Origin of the sequence: uncultured Cetobacterium sp., from assembly GCF_947038635.1 — a bacterium.
Lineage (GTDB): Bacteria > Fusobacteriota > Fusobacteriia > Fusobacteriales > Fusobacteriaceae > Cetobacterium_A.
The window spans coordinates 1-17,494 of record NZ_CAMQXC010000014.1 but is presented as its reverse complement, the minus strand read 5'-3'; the positions used below and the strand labels follow the sequence as shown (position 1 = coordinate 17,494).

Annotated in this window: 20 protein-coding genes and 1 riboswitch; all 20 genes read left to right on the top strand. The window is 31.1% G+C overall.

Going from position 1 to position 17,494, the window contains the following annotated elements; genetic code table 11:
- Positions 1 to 144: 144 nt before the first annotated feature.
- Entirely contained in the window at positions 145 to 1,095 is a 951-nt protein-coding gene (locus Q0V08_RS02860; protein WP_297431916.1) for an RluA family pseudouridine synthase, read from the top strand.
- A gap of 52 nt (positions 1,096 to 1,147) precedes the next feature.
- On the top strand, positions 1,148 to 1,759 hold the full coding sequence (locus Q0V08_RS02855; protein ID WP_297431914.1) for a ribonuclease HII: 612 nt from the start codon (positions 1,148 to 1,150) through the stop codon (positions 1,757 to 1,759).
- A 3-nt stretch (positions 1,760 to 1,762) separates the two neighbouring features.
- Positions 1,763 to 2,122 carry a YraN family protein gene (locus tag Q0V08_RS02850; RefSeq protein ID WP_297431912.1) on the top strand — a complete coding sequence of 120 codons (360 nt, stop codon included), beginning with the start codon at positions 1,763 to 1,765 and terminating at the stop codon, positions 2,120 to 2,122.
- A complete protein-coding gene (locus tag Q0V08_RS02845; protein WP_023051698.1) occupies positions 2,106 to 2,327 on the top strand; it encodes a zinc ribbon domain-containing protein in 222 nt (73 codons plus the stop codon). The genes Q0V08_RS02850 and Q0V08_RS02845 overlap by 17 nt, the downstream gene beginning before the upstream one ends.
- Positions 2,328 to 2,421: 94 nt before the next feature.
- Entirely contained in the window at positions 2,422 to 2,931 is a 510-nt protein-coding gene (locus Q0V08_RS02840; RefSeq protein WP_297431909.1) for a phosphoribosyltransferase family protein, read from the top strand.
- A 21-nt stretch (positions 2,932 to 2,952) separates the two neighbouring features.
- Entirely contained in the window at positions 2,953 to 3,543 is a 591-nt protein-coding gene (locus Q0V08_RS02835) for a hypothetical protein (RefSeq protein ID WP_297431907.1), read from the top strand.
- A 116-nt stretch (positions 3,544 to 3,659) separates the two neighbouring features.
- A complete protein-coding gene (gene tpiA, locus Q0V08_RS02830; RefSeq protein WP_297431905.1) occupies positions 3,660 to 4,418 on the top strand; it encodes a triose-phosphate isomerase in 759 nt (252 codons plus the stop codon).
- A gap of 21 nt (positions 4,419 to 4,439) precedes the next feature.
- Positions 4,440 to 5,960 (top strand): 2,3-bisphosphoglycerate-independent phosphoglycerate mutase, encoded by a 1,521-nt coding sequence (gpmI, locus tag Q0V08_RS02825; protein WP_297431903.1) that lies wholly within the window; start codon positions 4,440 to 4,442, stop codon positions 5,958 to 5,960.
- Between the two features lie 53 nt (positions 5,961 to 6,013).
- Positions 6,014 to 6,189, top strand: a riboswitch (Lysine riboswitch).
- A gap of 113 nt (positions 6,190 to 6,302) precedes the next feature.
- Entirely contained in the window at positions 6,303 to 7,778 is a 1,476-nt protein-coding gene (locus tag Q0V08_RS02820; protein ID WP_297431950.1) for a Na+/H+ antiporter NhaC family protein, read from the top strand.
- A 104-nt stretch (positions 7,779 to 7,882) separates the two neighbouring features.
- Complete coding sequence (ychF, locus tag Q0V08_RS02815) at positions 7,883 to 8,977, top strand: redox-regulated ATPase YchF (protein WP_297431901.1); 1,095 nt, start codon at positions 7,883 to 7,885, stop codon at positions 8,975 to 8,977.
- A gap of 89 nt (positions 8,978 to 9,066) precedes the next feature.
- A complete protein-coding gene (locus Q0V08_RS02810; RefSeq protein WP_297431899.1) occupies positions 9,067 to 9,549 on the top strand; it encodes a DUF177 domain-containing protein in 483 nt (160 codons plus the stop codon).
- Positions 9,550 to 9,585: 36 nt separating this feature from the next.
- A complete protein-coding gene (gene rpmF / locus Q0V08_RS02805) occupies positions 9,586 to 9,768 on the top strand; it encodes a 50S ribosomal protein L32 (protein ID WP_297431897.1) in 183 nt (60 codons plus the stop codon).
- Positions 9,769 to 9,867: 99 nt separating this feature from the next.
- The gene (gene plsX / locus Q0V08_RS02800) at positions 9,868 to 10,884 is read left to right on the top strand and encodes a phosphate acyltransferase PlsX (protein WP_297431895.1); all 1,017 of its coding nucleotides are present in this window, start codon (positions 9,868 to 9,870) and stop codon (positions 10,882 to 10,884) included.
- A complete protein-coding gene (locus Q0V08_RS02795; protein WP_297431893.1) occupies positions 10,874 to 11,866 on the top strand; it encodes a beta-ketoacyl-ACP synthase III in 993 nt (330 codons plus the stop codon). Before plsX ends, Q0V08_RS02795 begins: the two co-directional genes overlap by 11 nt.
- Before the next feature lie 72 nt (positions 11,867 to 11,938).
- Positions 11,939 to 12,844 (top strand): ACP S-malonyltransferase, encoded by a 906-nt coding sequence (gene fabD / locus Q0V08_RS02790; RefSeq protein WP_297431891.1) that lies wholly within the window; start codon positions 11,939 to 11,941, stop codon positions 12,842 to 12,844.
- 86 nt (positions 12,845 to 12,930) lie between these two features.
- On the top strand, positions 12,931 to 13,155 hold the full coding sequence (gene acpP, locus Q0V08_RS02785) for an acyl carrier protein (protein WP_023051686.1): 225 nt from the start codon (positions 12,931 to 12,933) through the stop codon (positions 13,153 to 13,155).
- Positions 13,156 to 13,229: 74 nt separating this feature from the next.
- Positions 13,230 to 14,468: a beta-ketoacyl-ACP synthase II gene (gene fabF / locus Q0V08_RS02780; protein ID WP_297431887.1), complete on the top strand. Its 1,239-nt coding sequence runs from the start codon at positions 13,230 to 13,232 to the stop codon at positions 14,466 to 14,468.
- 16 nt (positions 14,469 to 14,484) lie between these two features.
- A complete protein-coding gene (gene rnc / locus Q0V08_RS02775) occupies positions 14,485 to 15,195 on the top strand; it encodes a ribonuclease III (protein ID WP_023051684.1) in 711 nt (236 codons plus the stop codon).
- Positions 15,182 to 16,231 carry a radical SAM protein gene (locus Q0V08_RS02770; RefSeq protein WP_297431885.1) on the top strand — a complete coding sequence of 350 codons (1,050 nt, stop codon included), beginning with the start codon at positions 15,182 to 15,184 and terminating at the stop codon, positions 16,229 to 16,231. The genes rnc and Q0V08_RS02770 overlap by 14 nt, the downstream gene beginning before the upstream one ends.
- The coding region (locus Q0V08_RS02765; protein ID WP_297431883.1) for an Rne/Rng family ribonuclease at positions 16,203 to 17,494 on the top strand (1,292 nt) is incomplete at its 3' end. The genes Q0V08_RS02770 and Q0V08_RS02765, both read left to right, overlap by 29 nt.

Below are 17,494 nucleotides of genomic sequence, written 5' to 3'. Positions count from 1 at the left end.
ATGGAATTAATAATTTTACCATTCTGTAACATATATACTCTAAAAAAATAGATTTCTTTTTTTTTGAGTAATAATTTTGTAATAGAAAATAACTTGTGATATAATTTTGTTTAGAAAGTATAGAGTTTAGGTAGGAAGTGAAAGATGAAAAAATATAAAGAAATTATAGAAATAAAAGTTGAGGAAAAAGATAAAGGAAAAAGATTGGATGCTTTTCTGAGTGAATTTTTTGAAGATGCTACGAGAAGTTATATTCAAAAGTTAATTGATAATGAGAATGTATCAATAGATAATAAATCTAAAACAAAAAGTGGAAATAAACTTAAAGGAAAAGAAATAATAATAGTGAAAATTCCTGAAGATGAAGTACTTGAAATATTGCCTGAAAATATTCCAATAGATATAGTGTACGAAGATAAGGATATGGTTATAATTAATAAAGATCCAGGAGTAATTGTTCATCCGGCTCAAGGATATTACACAGGAACTTTGGTGAACGCAGTTCTTTATCATATAAAGGATTTGTCTACAATAAATGGAGTTATTAGACCTGGAATTGTTCATAGATTAGATAAAGACACAAGTGGATTGATAGTTATAGCTAAGAATGATATAGCTCATGTAAAATTAACGGATATGTTTAAAGACAAAACTATTGAGAAAAGATATGTTTGTATATGTAAAGGGAATTTTAAAAATATAAGTGGTAGAGTAGAAACTTTAATTGGTAGAGATTCTAAAGATAGAAAAAAAATGGCGGTTGTAACAGAAAATGGAAAAATAGCGATAACTAATTATGAAGTTATAGATAGTGTACAGGGATTCTCTTTAGTAGATGTAGGAATAGAAACTGGTAGAACTCATCAGATAAGAGTGCATATGAAAAGTTTAAATCATCCTATTTTAGGAGATGAAGTTTATGGGAGTAGCTCAGATTTAATAAAAAGACAAATGCTTCACTCTTATTATTTGAAATTTAATCACCCTATAACAGGAAAAGAAATGGTGATTTTAGGAGCGTTAAAAGAGGATTTTAAAGATATAGCAAAGAGGCTAAAATTAGATATAAATAAGATAGCGAAATTACAGAAATAATAAAAGGAAAAATATAGATATATAGGTACAACCTATAAATAGTGGAGATGAAATGGATATAAAAAATATAATGTATCTCTTTGATTTAGAAAATGGAGATATTATAGGAGTAGACGAGGCTGGAAGAGGACCGTTAGCAGGGCCAGTAGTTGCAGCAGTAGCTAAATTAAAAAAGTATGATGAGAAGTTAGATAAGATAAATGATTCTAAGAAATTAACTGAAAAAGTTAGAGAGGAACTTTTTGATGTTATAATGGAGAATTTCTATGTAGGTATAGGAATTGCTGATGTTAAAGAGATAGATGAAATAAATATATTAAATGCTACTTTTTTAGCTATGAGAAGAGCAATACATAAAATAGAAAAAGAAACAACATTTGAAAAAGTTTTAGTAGATGGAAATCATAAAATCAGAGAATATAAAGGAGAACAAGAACCTGTAATAAAGGGTGACTCAAAAAGTTTAGCTATAGCAGCAGCTTCAATAATAGCAAAAGTCACTAGGGATAGAATGATGATTGAAACAGCAAAACTTTATCCTGAGTATACTTTTGAAAAGCATAAAGGATATGGAACAAAAGCTCATCGTGAAATGATATTAGAAAAAGGACCTATTGAAACAGTTCATAGAAAAAGTTTTTTAAAGAAAATTTTAGGAGAGTAAAATATGAATAAAAGAAGCAAGGGTAAGATTTATGAAGAAAAAGGTAAAGAATACTTAGAAAACATTGGAGTTAAAGTGTTGACTATGAATTATCAAGGTTCCTTTGGAGAGATAGATATAATCGGATATGATGAAATGACCCTTGTTTTTTTTGAAGTTAAATATAGAAAAAACTTATCTTTTGGAATGCCGCAAGAGGCTATAGATAAAAAAAAGATGAAAAAGATATATATAACAGCAAAGGAATTCATAAGAAAGAATAGATTGGAAAATGAAAAGATAAGATTTGATGCAATAGTTTTTCTAGGTGAAAAAATAGAATGGATTAAGAATATTTTTTGGGGTGATGAACTTGGATTATAAATGTTTAAAGTGTGGAAGTGATAGATATATAGTCAAAACTGCAGTGATACCAGAAAAAAGCCCTGGATTAAAAATAGAGATTGGAACGTATTATGTAAAAACTTGTGTAGAATGTGGTTATACGGAGTTTTATTCAGCGAAAATAGTAGATAAAGAGTTCGCAAAAAATAAAAAGGGTAAAAGATATGCTAAAGCAACTCCTTAGAAAACTATTATTTGATAATACCTGTTCTTTATGTGGGTGCCATCTCGAAAATAAAGGGTATTTGTGTTCTAAATGTATTATAAAGCTAGAAAAAATGAGTGATTTAAAACAAAGAAAAAACTTATACTATTTATATTATTATACAGATGTAAAAAAAATAATTTTTGACTTAAAATTTAAAAACAGAAAAGGTGTTACAAACAGTCTAAGTAAGTATGTAAAAAAATCTATAGAAAAGATTCAAATAAAAGAAAAGATTGATGTAGTGATATCTGTTCCTGTGAATAAAAAGAGATTTCTAGAAAGAGGATATAATCAAGTTGATGAAATATTAAAATCAGCAGATATAAAATTTGAAAATATTGAAAGAATAAAAAACACAAAACATATGTATGAGATAAAAGAGCATGAAAAAAGAAAAGAGAATGTAAAAAAAGCATTTAAAGTAACGAAAGATTATTTTCAAAAAAATATATTAATAGTTGATGATATTGTAACAACAGGTGCAACGATAAAAGAGATAGAAAAAGAATTTTTAGAAAATCAAAAGGCAAAAAATGTAATTTTTTTTACAATAGCTGTAGTGCGAGATTATTTTAAATGACTAAAATGAGGATGGGTAGAAATGGAGATTTTTATAAATGGTGAAAAGATAAATATAGGAATAAAAAATACGAAGTTATTGAATGTATTGGAAAAATTAGAGGCAAATGTAATTCAAAATGGTGAAGTTATTGTTGAGTTAAAACTTGATGGTGAGATGGTGGATGGAAAGTCTTTACCTTTAAATAAAAAAGTAAAGATTTTAGAGTTAACAACACGTTCGCATAGAGAGATTTTAATAGAATCGTTATATCTTTTAGAGCCTTATTCAGACAGATTTTTTGAAAATTTATCTGAAGTAGAAGAAGAGATGAATGATATTGGAAAAATAATAGAGATGGTAAGTTTTGTTGAGTGGGTGTTTGGAATAGTGCTATCTTTAAAAGAAGCAACAGCGATAGACTTAATATACTCTGATTATAATGAGTATGTAGAGGAGTTTAAGAAATATGCAGAAGAGATTTTCGAAGCCTTTAAAAAAGAGGACTTTGTAGGGATTATCGAGCTTTTAGAAGGTGCAATAGTACCGTTACTTGAAGATTTATTAGCGAACTCAAAAGATTACCTAAAAGAGGTTTTAAAAGAAGAAGGCAGAAGAAAATTACTAAATTAGAGAAAAAAATACTCAAAATAGGATGAAAATATAGACAATGTCGTGCGTGTTAAAAAACTAGAAATTATGTTATTATAAAATTAAAATTAATAAAAAAGTTTTGGAGGGAGAAATCAATGAGAAAGACAATAATCGCAGGAAACTGGAAAATGAATAAAACAGTAGCAGAAACAAAAGCTACATTATCAGAGTTAAAAGAGTTAACAAATGGTGTAGAAGGAGTAGAAATTGTAATTGGAGCTCCATTCACAGCTTTAGAGTCAGCAGTAAAAACAGTTGAGGGATCAAATGTTGCAATAGCTGCACAAAACATGCATCCAAAAGATTCTGGAGCATACACAGGAGAAGTATCACCAGTTATGTTAAAAGAGATTGGAGTAAAATATGTTATATTAGGACATTCAGAAAGAAGAGAGTACTTCCATGAGTCTAATGCTTTCATTAACGAAAAAGTAAAGGCTGCTTTAGCTCACGATTTAATTCCAATATTATGTATCGGAGAAAAATTAGAGGAAAGAGAATCAGGAAAAACATCTGAAGTAAACGAAAAGCAAATTAGAGAAGGATTAGCAGGATTAACACCTGAAGAGGCAGTTAAAGTTGTGGTAGCATACGAACCAGTGTGGGCTATAGGAACTGGAAAAACAGCTACACCTGAAATGGCAGAAGAGACTCATAAAGAGATTAGAGATGTATTAGTAGCTATGTTTGGAGCAGAAGCAGCATCAGAAATGACAATCCAATATGGTGGATCAATGAATGCTAAAAATGCAGCAGAGTTATTAGCAATGGAAAATATAGACGGTGGACTTGTTGGAGGAGCTTCATTAGATGCACCAACATTTATTCAAGTTATAAAAGCAGGAGCAAGATAATAAAAATTAGGAGGCTTAAAAATGGCTAAAAAACCTTTAATGTTAATGGTTCTTGATGGTTGGGGATATAACCCAAATGCAACAGAAAAAAATGCTATTGCAGAAGCAAAACCAGAAAATTTTGAAAGATTATTTAATACTTATCCACATACATTAATAAAAGCATCTGGAGAAGCTGTAGGATTACCAGAAGGACAAATGGGTAACTCTGAAGTAGGACACTTAAATTTAGGTGCTGGAAGAGTTATTTATCAACCTCTAGTAGAGATTACAAAAGAAATTAGAGATGGAGAGTTTTTTGAAAAAGCTAAAGTTGTAGAAGCATTCAACTATGCTAAAAACAATGATAAGGCAATTCATTTCATGGGACTTTTATCAGATGGAGGAGTTCATTCTCATATTAATCATTTATTTGGGTTATTAGAGATGGCAAAAAGAACTGGATTAACAAAAGTATATGTTCATGCATTTATGGATGGAAGAGACACTGCTCCTACTTCAGGATTAGAGTTTATGAAAAGATTAGAAGAAAAAATAAAAGAGATAGGAGTAGGAGAGATTGCTACTATTTCTGGAAGATATTTTGCAATGGATAGAGATACTAACTGGGATAGAACAGAAAAAGCTTATGATGCTATAGTTGGAAAAGTGGACGTAACTGAAAAAACTCCTGAGCAAATTATAGAGGATTCATATGCTGAAAAAATAACTGATGAATTCATAAAGCCAGTTTTATTAACAAAATCTGGAGAAATCAAAAAAGGTGACGTTGTAATTAATTTTAATTACAGACCAGATAGAGCTAGACAAATAACAAGAGCTTTAACAGATAAAGACTTTAAAGGGTTCCAAAGAGAATACTTAGAGCCTAAATATTACTGTATGAGACAGTATGATTCTACTATAGATGCAGAGATTATTTATACTGATAAGGATATAACTAATACTTTAGGAGAAGTTATATCAAAACACAACTTAACTCAATTAAGAACTGCTGAAACTGAAAAATATGCACACGTTACTTTCTTCTTTAATGGAGGAAAAGAAACTGAGTTCAATGGTGAAGAAAGAGTTTTAGTTGCATCTCCAAAAGTTGCAACATATGATTTACAACCAGAAATGTCAGCTCCAGAATTAACAAAGAAAGTTTTAGAAGCGTTAGATTCTGATAAGTTTGATGTAATTGTAATGAACTTTGCTAATCCAGATATGGTTGGACATACTGGTGTATTTGACGCAGCTGTAAAAGCAATAAAAGCTGTTGATAAAGGTGTAGGAGAGATTGTTAATAAAGTTTTAGAATTAGATGGAACAGTACTAATAACAGCAGATCACGGAAATGCAGAAAAAATGGTAGATCCAGTAACAAATGAAGCATTCACTGCACATACAACTAATGAAGTACCATTTATTTATGTTTCTAATAATTTTAAAGGAGAATTAAACCACGGAAAGTTAGCTGATGTGGCTCCAACAATGTTAGAGATATTAAATATTGAGAAACCAGCTGAAATGAATGGAGTTTCTTTAATCAAAAAATAATTGACAGAGAAAACAAATAATGATACTATAACTTAAAGTTTCGAAAATTTAATATTTTAGGTAGAGGTTGCGAATAACAAGAGTAACTCAATAGAGCTGGACAGAGCGATGAAATTGAGTGAAAGGGGAATTCGCCGAAATGAAGATTATGTCAAAATCTTTGTTGGGCATGTGAAAAATATTCACATGACTGTCGTCAGATAAAATCTGATGTTGTGCTATCCAAAATTTGTGATATATTTTGCAGATTAGCTACCGTATTTTCATACGGTAGTTTTTTTTACCTAAAATTTCAGTGAAACTAAAATATAAATTAAACTTGGAGGTTTTAGGATGAACAGAATAACAGAACTATTAAAATTAAGTCCAGTTGCGATATTAGCAATGCTAATGTTTATGGGATATGACGCATTAATAGCAGCGCCAGTAGCAACAGTGTATGCAGCTTTAGTTGCAGGATTTGTTGAAAAAAAGAAAGTTAATGATATTATAGAAGCAGTTATAGATAATGCTAAAGAGATGCAAGTTGCATTTTTTATTCTGATGGTAGCATATGCTATGGCGGAAGTATTTATGTCAACAGGTGTGGGAGCATCTATCATAAATTTAGCTTTAAATGTAGGATTAACAGGAAGAACTGTGGCAGTTGTAGGAATAGTTGTTACATCGGTTTTATCAATAGCAACAGGAACAAGCTGGGGAACATTTGCAGCATGTGCACCAATCTTCTTATGGCTTAATCATATTGTGGGAGGAAATATAGATTTAACTTTAGGGGCTATCGCAGGAGGGGCATGTTTTGGAGATAACATAGGACTTATATCAGATACAACAATTGTAAGTTCTGGAATTCAAAAAGTTGAAGTAATAAAAAGAATAAGACACCAAGGATATTGGTCAGGTTTAGTTTTAATTTTAGGAATAGTTGCTTTTTATGCCGCTGGAGTAATATTAGGATTGCCAACAACAACAGGTGATGCAGCAACAGCAATAGGACATATACCTGCAGAAGTATGGACAGTGCTAGCTGAAAAAAGAGAATCAGCAGTAACACTACTAAATCAAGTTAAAACAGGTGTTCCAACTTATATGATAATACCATTGGTTCTCGTTTTAATTGCAGCTTTTAGAGGAATGACAACATTATTATGTTTATTTATAGGTATATTTGCAGCATATGTATTAGGTATGTTTGCAGGAACAGTTGAAAGTACAGGAGCTTTCTTAAATCTATTATATTCAGGATTTGAAGGTGCTGGTTCATGGGTAATAGTAATGATGATGTGGGTTGCGGCATTTGGTGGAATAATGAAGTTAATGGATGCGTTTAGACCTTTATCAAATATAGTGGTTGCAATATCAAAGAATGTAAGACAACTAATGTTTTGCAATGGAGTACTATCAATATTAGGAAATGCAGGCTTAGCAGATGAGATGGCTCAAATAGTTACTATGGGACCTATTATAAGAGAGATAGTTGAAAAAAATGTTGAAGGATCTCCAGAGGATATCGAAACATTAAGACTTAGAAATGCAACATTTAGCGATGCGTTAGGAGTATTTGGATCACAATTAATTCCATGGCATGTATATATAGGTTTTTATCTAGGAATAGCTCAAGCTGTTTATCCATTATATAAATTTAGTGCAATGGATATAATTAAGTTTAATTTCTTAGCAATAATAGCAGTATCGACAATTTTAATAGCAACATTAACAGGGTTAGATAGATTTATTCCGAGATTTGGCTTACCAAGTGAACCAAAAGTAAGACTAAAAAAAGCAACTGTAGAAAATTGTGTAGGTGAAAAAGCCTAAAAATTAAAATCCTTACTAAATAAAGTAAGGGTTTTTTTATTTACAAAAGATTTTATATATGGTAAAATCTAAAGTAAAATAAAATTTCAGGAGGAATCTCTAAAATGATAGGTATAGGAATAGTAGGACTTCCAAATGTTGGAAAGTCAACTCTTTTTAACGCAATAACAAAAGCTGGAGCGGCAGAAGCAGCAAACTATCCGTTCTGTACAATAGAACCAAATGTAGGAATGGTAACAGTTCCAGATCAAAGATTAGATGAGTTATCAAAAATAATAAATCCTCAAAGAGTTCAACATGCAACAGTTGAATTTGTGGATATTGCAGGTTTAGTTGAAGGGGCAGCAAAAGGTGAAGGACTAGGAAATAAATTCCTATCAAATATTAGAACTACTGCTGCAATTTGTCAAGTTGTTAGATGTTTTGAGGATGAAAATATTATTCACGTAAGTGGAAGTGTAGATCCAATAAGAGATATTGAAATTATAAACGGAGAATTAATTTTAGCTGATATGGAAACTATCGAAAAGGCTATAGAAAAGCAATCGAAGTTATTCAAAGCGAAAAATAAAGAGGCTTTAGTATTAATGCCAGTTTTAGAGAAATGTAAAGCACATTTAGATGAATACAAAATGCTAAGAACATTAGTACTAACACCTGAAGAGCAAGAGTTAATGAGAACATATCAACTTTTAACACAAAAACCAATGATGTTTGCGGCAAATGTATCAGAAGATGAATTAGCTACAGGAAATGAATTTGTGGAAAAAGTAAAAGAGTATGCAGCAAGTTTAGGAGCGGAAGTTGTAGTGGTTTCTGCAAAAGTAGAATCAGAACTTCAAGAGATGGAAGATGAGGATAAAAAAGAATTCTTAGAAGCTTTAGGAGTAGAAGAGCCTGGACTAAACAGATTAATAAGAGCAGGATTTAAACTATTAGGATTACAAACTTATTTTACAGCAGGAGTAAAAGAAGTAAGAGCGTGGACTATAAAGATAGGAGATACGGCTCCAAAAGCAGCAGGAGAGATTCATACAGATTTTGAAAGAGGATTTATCAGAGCAAAAGTAGTTGGATACGAGGACTTTATAAAGTATTCTGGATGGAAAGGAGCTCAAGAAGCAGGAGTTCTAAGACTAGAAGGGAAAGAATACATTGTAAAAGATGGAGACTTAATGGAGTTTTTATTTAATGTATAAAATATAAAGGGTTGTTAAGAAAAATTACTTGACAACCTTTAAAAAAACTAGTAAAATATTAAGGTATTGTAATTATAAGGAGGATAACATTGATAATCAAGCTTAGTGAAATTATTAATGAATCAGAGGTAGCCTTTGATTATGTTGAAAAGACTATGGATTCTATGGACACTCCAGAAGGTGTAACTATAAAAGGAAAAGCCTATAAAGAGGGAAATAGTTATGTTATTGAAGGGTCTTATAGAGCAGTACTAAGATTAGAGTGTGTTAGATGTCTAGCGGAGATTGAACCTTTAGTTCAAGGAGAATTTAAAGGAGAATATCTAGATCCGAAAGAATATTCTAAATATATGTCTAGTCTGAAGCCAGAAGAGGAGTTTGGAGACAAACATTTTGAAGAAGCTGTAAATAGCGAAATAGATATCTCTGATCTGGTTAGAGAATATATAATACTTGATTTGTCACAATATGAGGCATGTCTTCCAGAGTGTTCAGATACTTCTGAAGTGGAAAAATACTCTAAAGAAGATGTTGACCCAAGATGGCAGCAATTATTAGACATAAAATTTTAAATTTTTAAATATGAACGTATTAGGAGGGAAACTAAGATGGCAGTACCTAAGAAGAAAACTTCGAAAGCTAAGAAAAACATGAGAAGATCTCACGATGCATTAAAAGGTTCTACTTTAGCAACTTGTGACAAATGTGGAGCACCAAGAAGACCGCACAGAGTTTGTCTTGCATGTGGAGATTACAACGGAAAGCAAGTATTAGCTACAGAAGTAGAGTAATATCTTATAAAAAAAAGCGGGATAGTTAAATCTTGCTTTTTTTTATTTCCAAAAATATGATATAATAGTTAATAATTATATATTGATTGAGGAGAAAATATGAGAATTGCTTTAGATGCCATGGGTGGAGATTTTGCGCCTTTAGAAACAGTAAAGGGTGCTGTGCAAGCTTTGGATGAACTAAAAGATTTAACTGTGGTTTTAGTTGGAAAAAAAGAAAAAATACAAGAAGAATTAGAAAAGTATACTTATGATAAAAATAGAATAGAGATTTATGATGCTAGAGAAATTATTGAGATGACAGATGACCCAATGTCAGCTGTAAGAACTAAAAAAGATTCATCTATGAATAGAATGTTAGAACTTGTAAAGTCTGGAGAGGTTGAAGCATCAGTTTCTGCAGGTAATACAGGAGCCTTGATAAGTGCTAGTCAACTTAAACTTAGAAGAATAAAAGGGGTTTTAAGACCAGCTATAACAACTATATTTCCAAGTAAAAAAAGAGATATTGTTTTAATGGATGTTGGAGCAAATGCTGATTGTAGACCTGAGTTTATAAATCAATTTGCAACAATGGGAACTTTGTACTATGAAGAGATGTTTGGTGTCTCAAATGCTAAAGTTGGATTGCTTAATATAGGAACTGAAGAAGGTAAAGGTAATGAAATTACAAGAGAGGCCTTTCATCTTTTGAAAAGTAATGATAAAATAAATTTTGTAGGAAACATTGAAAGTCGAGAGATGATGGATGGAGAAGTAGATGTTATTGTAGCTGATGGTTTTACTGGAAATATGGTTTTAAAAACAGCAGAAGGAACTGCTAAGTTTATATTTTCAATTTTAAAAGAAGAGATAAATAAAAGTACTTTAGGAAAAATAGGAGCTCTTTTATTAAAACCAATTTTAAAAAAATTAAAAGGAAAGCTAGATTCATCTGAGTACGGAGGGGCTCTTTTCTTAGGAATAAATGGAATTTCTATAAAGGCTCATGGAAACTCAACAGCTAGAGGAATCAAAAATGCTTTAAAAGTTGCCAATAAGTTTGCAGAAGACAAATTTATAGATAGATTAACTGAGGTAATGAAACAGAATCAAGGAGGAAGCGATGAAGCTTAAAAATGTAGGTATAATAGGATTGGGAACTTATGTTCCAGAAAATGTAATGACAAATTTTGATTTTGAAAAAATTATAGATACATCAGACGAGTGGATTAGAACAAGAACTGGGATAGAGGAGAGAAGATTTGCAAGTGCAGATCAAGCTACATCAGATTTAGGAGCAGAAGCATCAAAAAAAGCTTTAGAAAAAGCAGGGCTTTCTGCAGAAGATATAGATATGATAATTTTAGCAACAACAACACCTGATTATCCAATTCAGAGTACAGCATGTGTTGTACAAGAGTTAATAGGAGCTGTAAATGCAGCAGCAGTAGATATAAATGCAGCATGTAGTGGATTTGTTTACGCTTTAACGATGGCAAAGGGGTTAATTGCTTCTGGAATGAATAAAAGAATATTGGTAATCGGAGCAGAAGTTCTATCTAAATGTGTAGATATGCAAGATAGAAATACTTGTGTTTTATTTGGAGATGGAGCCGCAGCGGCAGTAGTAGCTGAAGTAGAAGAAGGATATGGAATGTTATCACAATTCCTAGGAGCAGAACCTGATGTAAAAGGAGCTCTTAGAACACCGGCAGGAGGAACAAGAAAACCATTAAGTCAAGAAGTTTTAGATGAGAGATCTAACTTCTTACAAATGAAAGGTCAAGATGTATTTAAATTTGCTGTAAAAGCTCTTCCAAAAGCAACTCTAGAAGCATTAGAAGGAGCTAATTTAAAAGCAGAAAATATAGATATGGTATTCCCACACCAAGCGAATGTTAGAATAATAGAGGCAGCTTCAAAAAGATTAGAAATTCCGATGGATAAATTTTATTTAAATTTAAATAAATTAGGTAATACATCATCAGCTTCTATTGGTTTAGCTTTAGGTGAAGCTTTAGATAAAGGTCTTGTAAAAAAAGGAGATACAATAGCATTAACAGGATTTGGAGCAGGGTTAACATATGCTTCAATGATAATTAAGTGGTCTTACTAAATTTAAAATTGACAGAGTAATAATAATATGGTATATTAAAAAACACATGTTATTTATAAAAAAGGAGTTAATATGAGCAAAATAGCTTTTGTTTTTCCAGGTCAAGGAACGCAGTATGTTGGCATGGGAAAAGAACTTTATGAAAATAATGAATTAGCTAAAAAAGAGTTTGATAAAATCTTCTCTAATTTAGATTTTGATTTAAAATCAGTTATGTTTGAAGGTAGTGAAGAGGAATTAAAAGATACTAAAAATACTCAACCTGCTATAGTAGCAATGAGTTTAGTTTTAGAAAAACTGTTAAGAGAAAAAGGAATTAAGCCAAGTTATGTAGCAGGACACTCTGTAGGAGAGTATGCAGCGGTTGGATCAGCAGGATTTTTATCTATGGAAGATGCTGTAAAGCTAACTTCGTTAAGAGGAAAAGCAATGAGTAAGGTATCAGGAGAAGTTGCAGGAACAATGGCAGCAATAATTGGACTTGATGCTGACAAAATAGTTGAAACTTTAAAATCAGTAGATGGAATAGCAGAAGCTGTAAATTTCAATGAACCTAAGCAAACTGTAATAGCAGGAGAAAAAGAAGCAATAGGAAAAGCTTGTATAGCTTTAAAAGAAGCAGGAGCAAGAAGAGCTATGGAATTATCAGTTTCTGGACCATTCCACTCAAGCTTAATGCAGCCGGCTGGTGAAATATTAAAAGAAGCTTTAGAAGAGTTTAAATTTGAAGATTCTTCAGTAGTTTTAATTGCTAATACAACAGCAAAAGAGATTACAAAAATTGATGAATTAAAAGATGAATTATATAGACAAAGCTTTGGACCTGTGAAATGGGTAGATACAATATTAGCTTTAAAAGAAGCAGGAGTAACTACTGTATATGAAATTGGACCAGGAAAAGTATTAAATGGCTTAATAAAAAAGATTGATAAAGAGATTGAAGTTATCAATATTGAAAAACTTTCAGATTTAGTATAAAATACTAAAGATTATAAAACTTGAAAAAATATATTAAATTTGCTAATATATTAATATAAATAATTTAAAAATTAGGAGGAAAACACATGTTAGATAAAATAAGAGAAATAGTTGTAGAGCAATTAGGAGTAGACGCTGATCAAGTAACTTTAGAGGCAAACTTCGTAGAGGATTTAGGAGCAGATTCATTAGATACAGTTGAATTAATAATGGCTTTCGAAGAGGAGTTCGACGTAGAGATTCCTGATACAGAAGCAGAAAAAATTAAAACTGTTCAAGATGTTGTAAACTACATTGAGTCAAATAAGTAAGATAAATTTAAAGGGGTATGAAAGTACCCCTTTAGTTATATTTTTTGGAAAAATAACGAAGAGGTGGATAAATAATGAGAAGAGTAGTTGTAACAGGAGTTGGTTTAATAACTTCACTAGGTACTGGGACGGAAAAATCTTGGGAAGCTATTAAGGCTGGAAAATGTGGAATAAAAGAGATTAAATCTTTTGATACAACAGAAAGTGCCGTTAAAATAGCAGGAGAAGTTACTGATTTTGATCCGACTGAGTTTGGAATAGAAAAAAAAGAAGTAAAAAAATTAGCTAGAAATACACAATTTGCAATTGCCGCTGCAAAAATGGCATTAGAGGACTCAGGACTTGTTATAGATGATAAAAATGCAACTAAAGTTGGGACAATAGTATCATCAGGAATTGGTGGAATAGAAGTTTTTGAAGAGCAGTATGGAACAATGCTAGAAAAAGGGACAAGAAGAATATCTCCATTTACAATACCAGCAATGATAAATAATATGGCATCTGGAAATGTTGGAATTTATTTTGGAGCAAAAGGACCAAATAAAGCTGTTGTAACAGCATGTGCTGCTGGAACTCACTCAATAGGTGATTCTTATGAAATGATAAAATCAGGAAGAACAGACGCTATGATTACAGGTGGAACAGAAGCTTGTATTACAAAATTTGCGATAAATGCATTTGCAAATATGAAAGCTTTATCAACAAGAAATGATGCCCCTGAAAAAGCTTCAAGACCATTTACGGCAGATAGAGATGGATTTGTAATGGGTGAAGGTGCTGGAATTCTAATTTTAGAAGAGTTAGAATCAGCAAAGGCTAGAGGAGCAAAGATATACGCAGAAGTAGTAGGATATGGAGAAACTTGTGATGCGTATCATATAACATCACCAGCAGAAGGTGGAGAAGGTGCCACAAGAGCGTTTATTATGGCTATGGAAGAAGGGAATATAAAACCAGAAGAAGTGGGATATATTAATGCTCATGGAACATCAACACCTGCTAATGATAGAAATGAAACTGCAGCTATAAAAGATGCTTTTGGAGATTCAGCATACACTATGAATGTTTCTTCAACAAAAGGAGCTACAGGACATGGACTAGGAGCAGCAGGAGGAATTGAAGGAGTAATTTTAGCGCTATCAATAGCAGAGGGTGTAGTACCTCCAACAATAAATTTAGATAATCCTGATCCAGCATTAGATTTAAATTATACTCCAAATGAAATGATAAAAAGAGAGATTGAAGTTGGAATGTCAAGTTCATTAGGATTTGGTGGACATAACGCTGTAATCGCTATGAGAAAATATAAGTAAAAAGGGAGAGAGATAAGTGAAAAGATCATACTTAGAATTAGAGGATAAAATAGGTTATGCCTTTAAAAATAAGGAGTTATTAAAAAATGCACTTATCCATAGATCTTTTGGAAATGAACACGCTAAATATAGAAAGCTAAACAATGAGAGACTAGAACTGCTAGGAGACGCAGTTCTAGATCTTATTGTAACAGAATATCTATATAAAAGTTACCCAAATGCTTTAGAGGGAGACTTAGCGAAACTAAAAGCTATGGTAGTAAGTGAGCCTGTATTGGCAAGAATTTCAAAAAGTTTAGATTTTGGACAATATTTAATGCTAAGCAAAGGTGAAGAGTTAACTGGTGGAAGAGAAAGAAATTCAATTTTAGGTGATGTTTTTGAAGCAATATTAGGTGCTATATATCTGGATTCAGATTTTATAGTGGCAAAAGATATAGCTATGAAATTTTTAAAGTACCCAATTGAGCATATAAATGAGAACGAGGATATTTTAGATTTTAAAACAATACTACAAGAATATAGCCAAAAAGAATACAAAATAATTCCAACTTATCAAGTAGTTAGTGAAGCTGGACCAGATCATCTAAAAGTTTTTGAGGTTGTTGCAGTTATAAAAGATGACTTAAAAGGTTATGGAAAAGGTAAAAATAAAAAAAGTGCAGAACAATCGGCAGCGAAAGATATTTGTAAAAAGTTAGGAGTAAAGCTTTATGAAACACTATAATATTCCAATTTTTATAAGTCATTTTGGATGTCCCAATGATTGTGTATTTTGTAATCAAAAAAAGATAAATGGTAGAGAGACAGACGTAACCACAGAGGATATAAAAAATATAATTGAAACATACTTAAAAACTCTTCCAAAAAAATCCAAGAAAGAGGTGGCTTTTTTTGGTGGAACTTTTACAGGAATTTCTATAAAATTACAAGAAGAGTATCTATCTGTAGTTTTTGAATATATAAAAAATGGTTTGATTGATGGAATAAGACTATCAACAAGACCTGATTATATTGATAAAAAAATAGTAGATATGCTAAAAAGATACGGAGTTACAACTGTAGAGTTAGGAGTTCAATCTTTAGATGAAAAGGTGTTAATAAAAACACATAGATTTTATCCAATGGAAAAAGTATATGAAGCTTCAAAGTTAATAAAAGAAGCTGGAATTGAATTAGGAATACAACTTATGCTAGGATTGCCTGGATCCACTGATGAAAGTGATTTTGCTAGTGCTGTTAAAACAGTTGAGTTAAAACCAGATATTGCAAGAATTTACCCAACTCTAGTTATAAAAGAAACTGAAATGGCAGATATGTTTAAAAATGGAAGATATATTCCATTAACTTTAGAAGAGGCTGTTAAAAGATGTAAAAAAATATACTCACTTTTAGATTATAATAATATAAACATTGTTAGAGTTGGACTACAACCAACAGAGGAATTAAATGATAATGAAAATGTTTTAGGGGGACCTTTCCATCCAGCTTTTAGAGAGCTAGTGGTTGGAGAGATATATTATGATTTTTTAAAAGAGATATATGATAGAGAAAAAAAATTAGAAGTAGAAATTAATGAAAAGAATGTTTCCAAAATTGTAGGTATAAATAAAATTAATAGAGAGAAATTAGGAAAAGATTTAGTAATAAAAATGAATAATATGTTAGAGATAGATAGAATCAAAATAAATGAAAAGATTTACTCATGGAAACAGGTTCTTAGGGGAGAGATAAATGAACCAAGTGATAATAAATACCAATAGATTTAAAACAAGGGCAGCAGTTTTAGAAAATGGAAAAGTTATGGAAGTTCATATTGAAAGAGAGGGTGAAGGGACATTAAATGGTAACATATATAAAGGTAAAGTTGCTAATGTTCTTCCAGGTATGGAATCAGCTTTTGTCAATATTGGACTTGAAAAAAATGGATTTTTATATGTTAAGGATTTGAGAGATTTTGAAGAGAAATATTTAACTGGAATAGTAAATAGTGGAAAACCAATAGAAGAACTATTAAATGTAGGAGATGAAGTAGTAGTTCAAGTTTTAAGTGATCCTAGAGGTAGTAAAGGTGCAAGAGTAACAACGCATTATACTATACCTGGGAAATTTTTAGTTTTAATGCCAAATAATAGTCATATAGCTATATCAAAAAAAATAAAAGATGAAATAGAAAGAGAAAGACTAGAAAAGCTATTTTCAGAAATAGTTCCAGAAGGTATGGGTGTTATAATAAGAACAGCAGCTGAAGGAAAGAGTATCTATCATTTCGAAAAAGAGTTACAATATTTAATAAAGAAATGGGAAGAGATAGAGGTTAGAATAAAGAAGGCTAAAACAGGTGAGCTACTATATAAAGATAATGGTATTGTCAGCAAAGTATTACGTGATATTATAGGTAATGATATTGATGAAATAGTAGTAGATAATGAAGATGTTTATTGGGAAATTATAGATTATATAAGAGCTTTTAGTGAAGGAATACCAAAAATGAAAATAAAACTTTATACAGAAAAAGAGGAGATTTTTTATAAATATGGTATTCAAAAAGAGATAGAAAAATCATTAGAAGTGACAACAATGTTAGAATGTGGTGGCTCTATTGTAATTGAAAAAACAGAAGCTTTAGTTAGTATAGATGTTAATACTGGGAAAAATATAGGAAGTATGAATCTAGAAGAAACAGTAGTTAAAACTAATATAGAGGCAGCAGTGGAGATAGCTAGACAACTCAGAATAAGAAATTTAAGTGGAATTATTATTATTGATTTTATTGATATGAAGGTTGAAGAGGATAAACAAAAAGTGTTGAAAGTCTTAGAAGAGAGTTTGGCAAAAGATAGAGTTAAAACGAATATAATTCATTTTACAGATTTAGGGCTAGTAGAGATGACTAGAAAAAGATTGGGAAAACCTTTGAGTTATTATTTTCAAGATGAATGTCCACTGTGCAAAGGAACAGGGAAGATAAAAGGCAGTAGAGCTATTGTAGAAAGCATAATAAAAGAATTAAAAGATATAGTTCA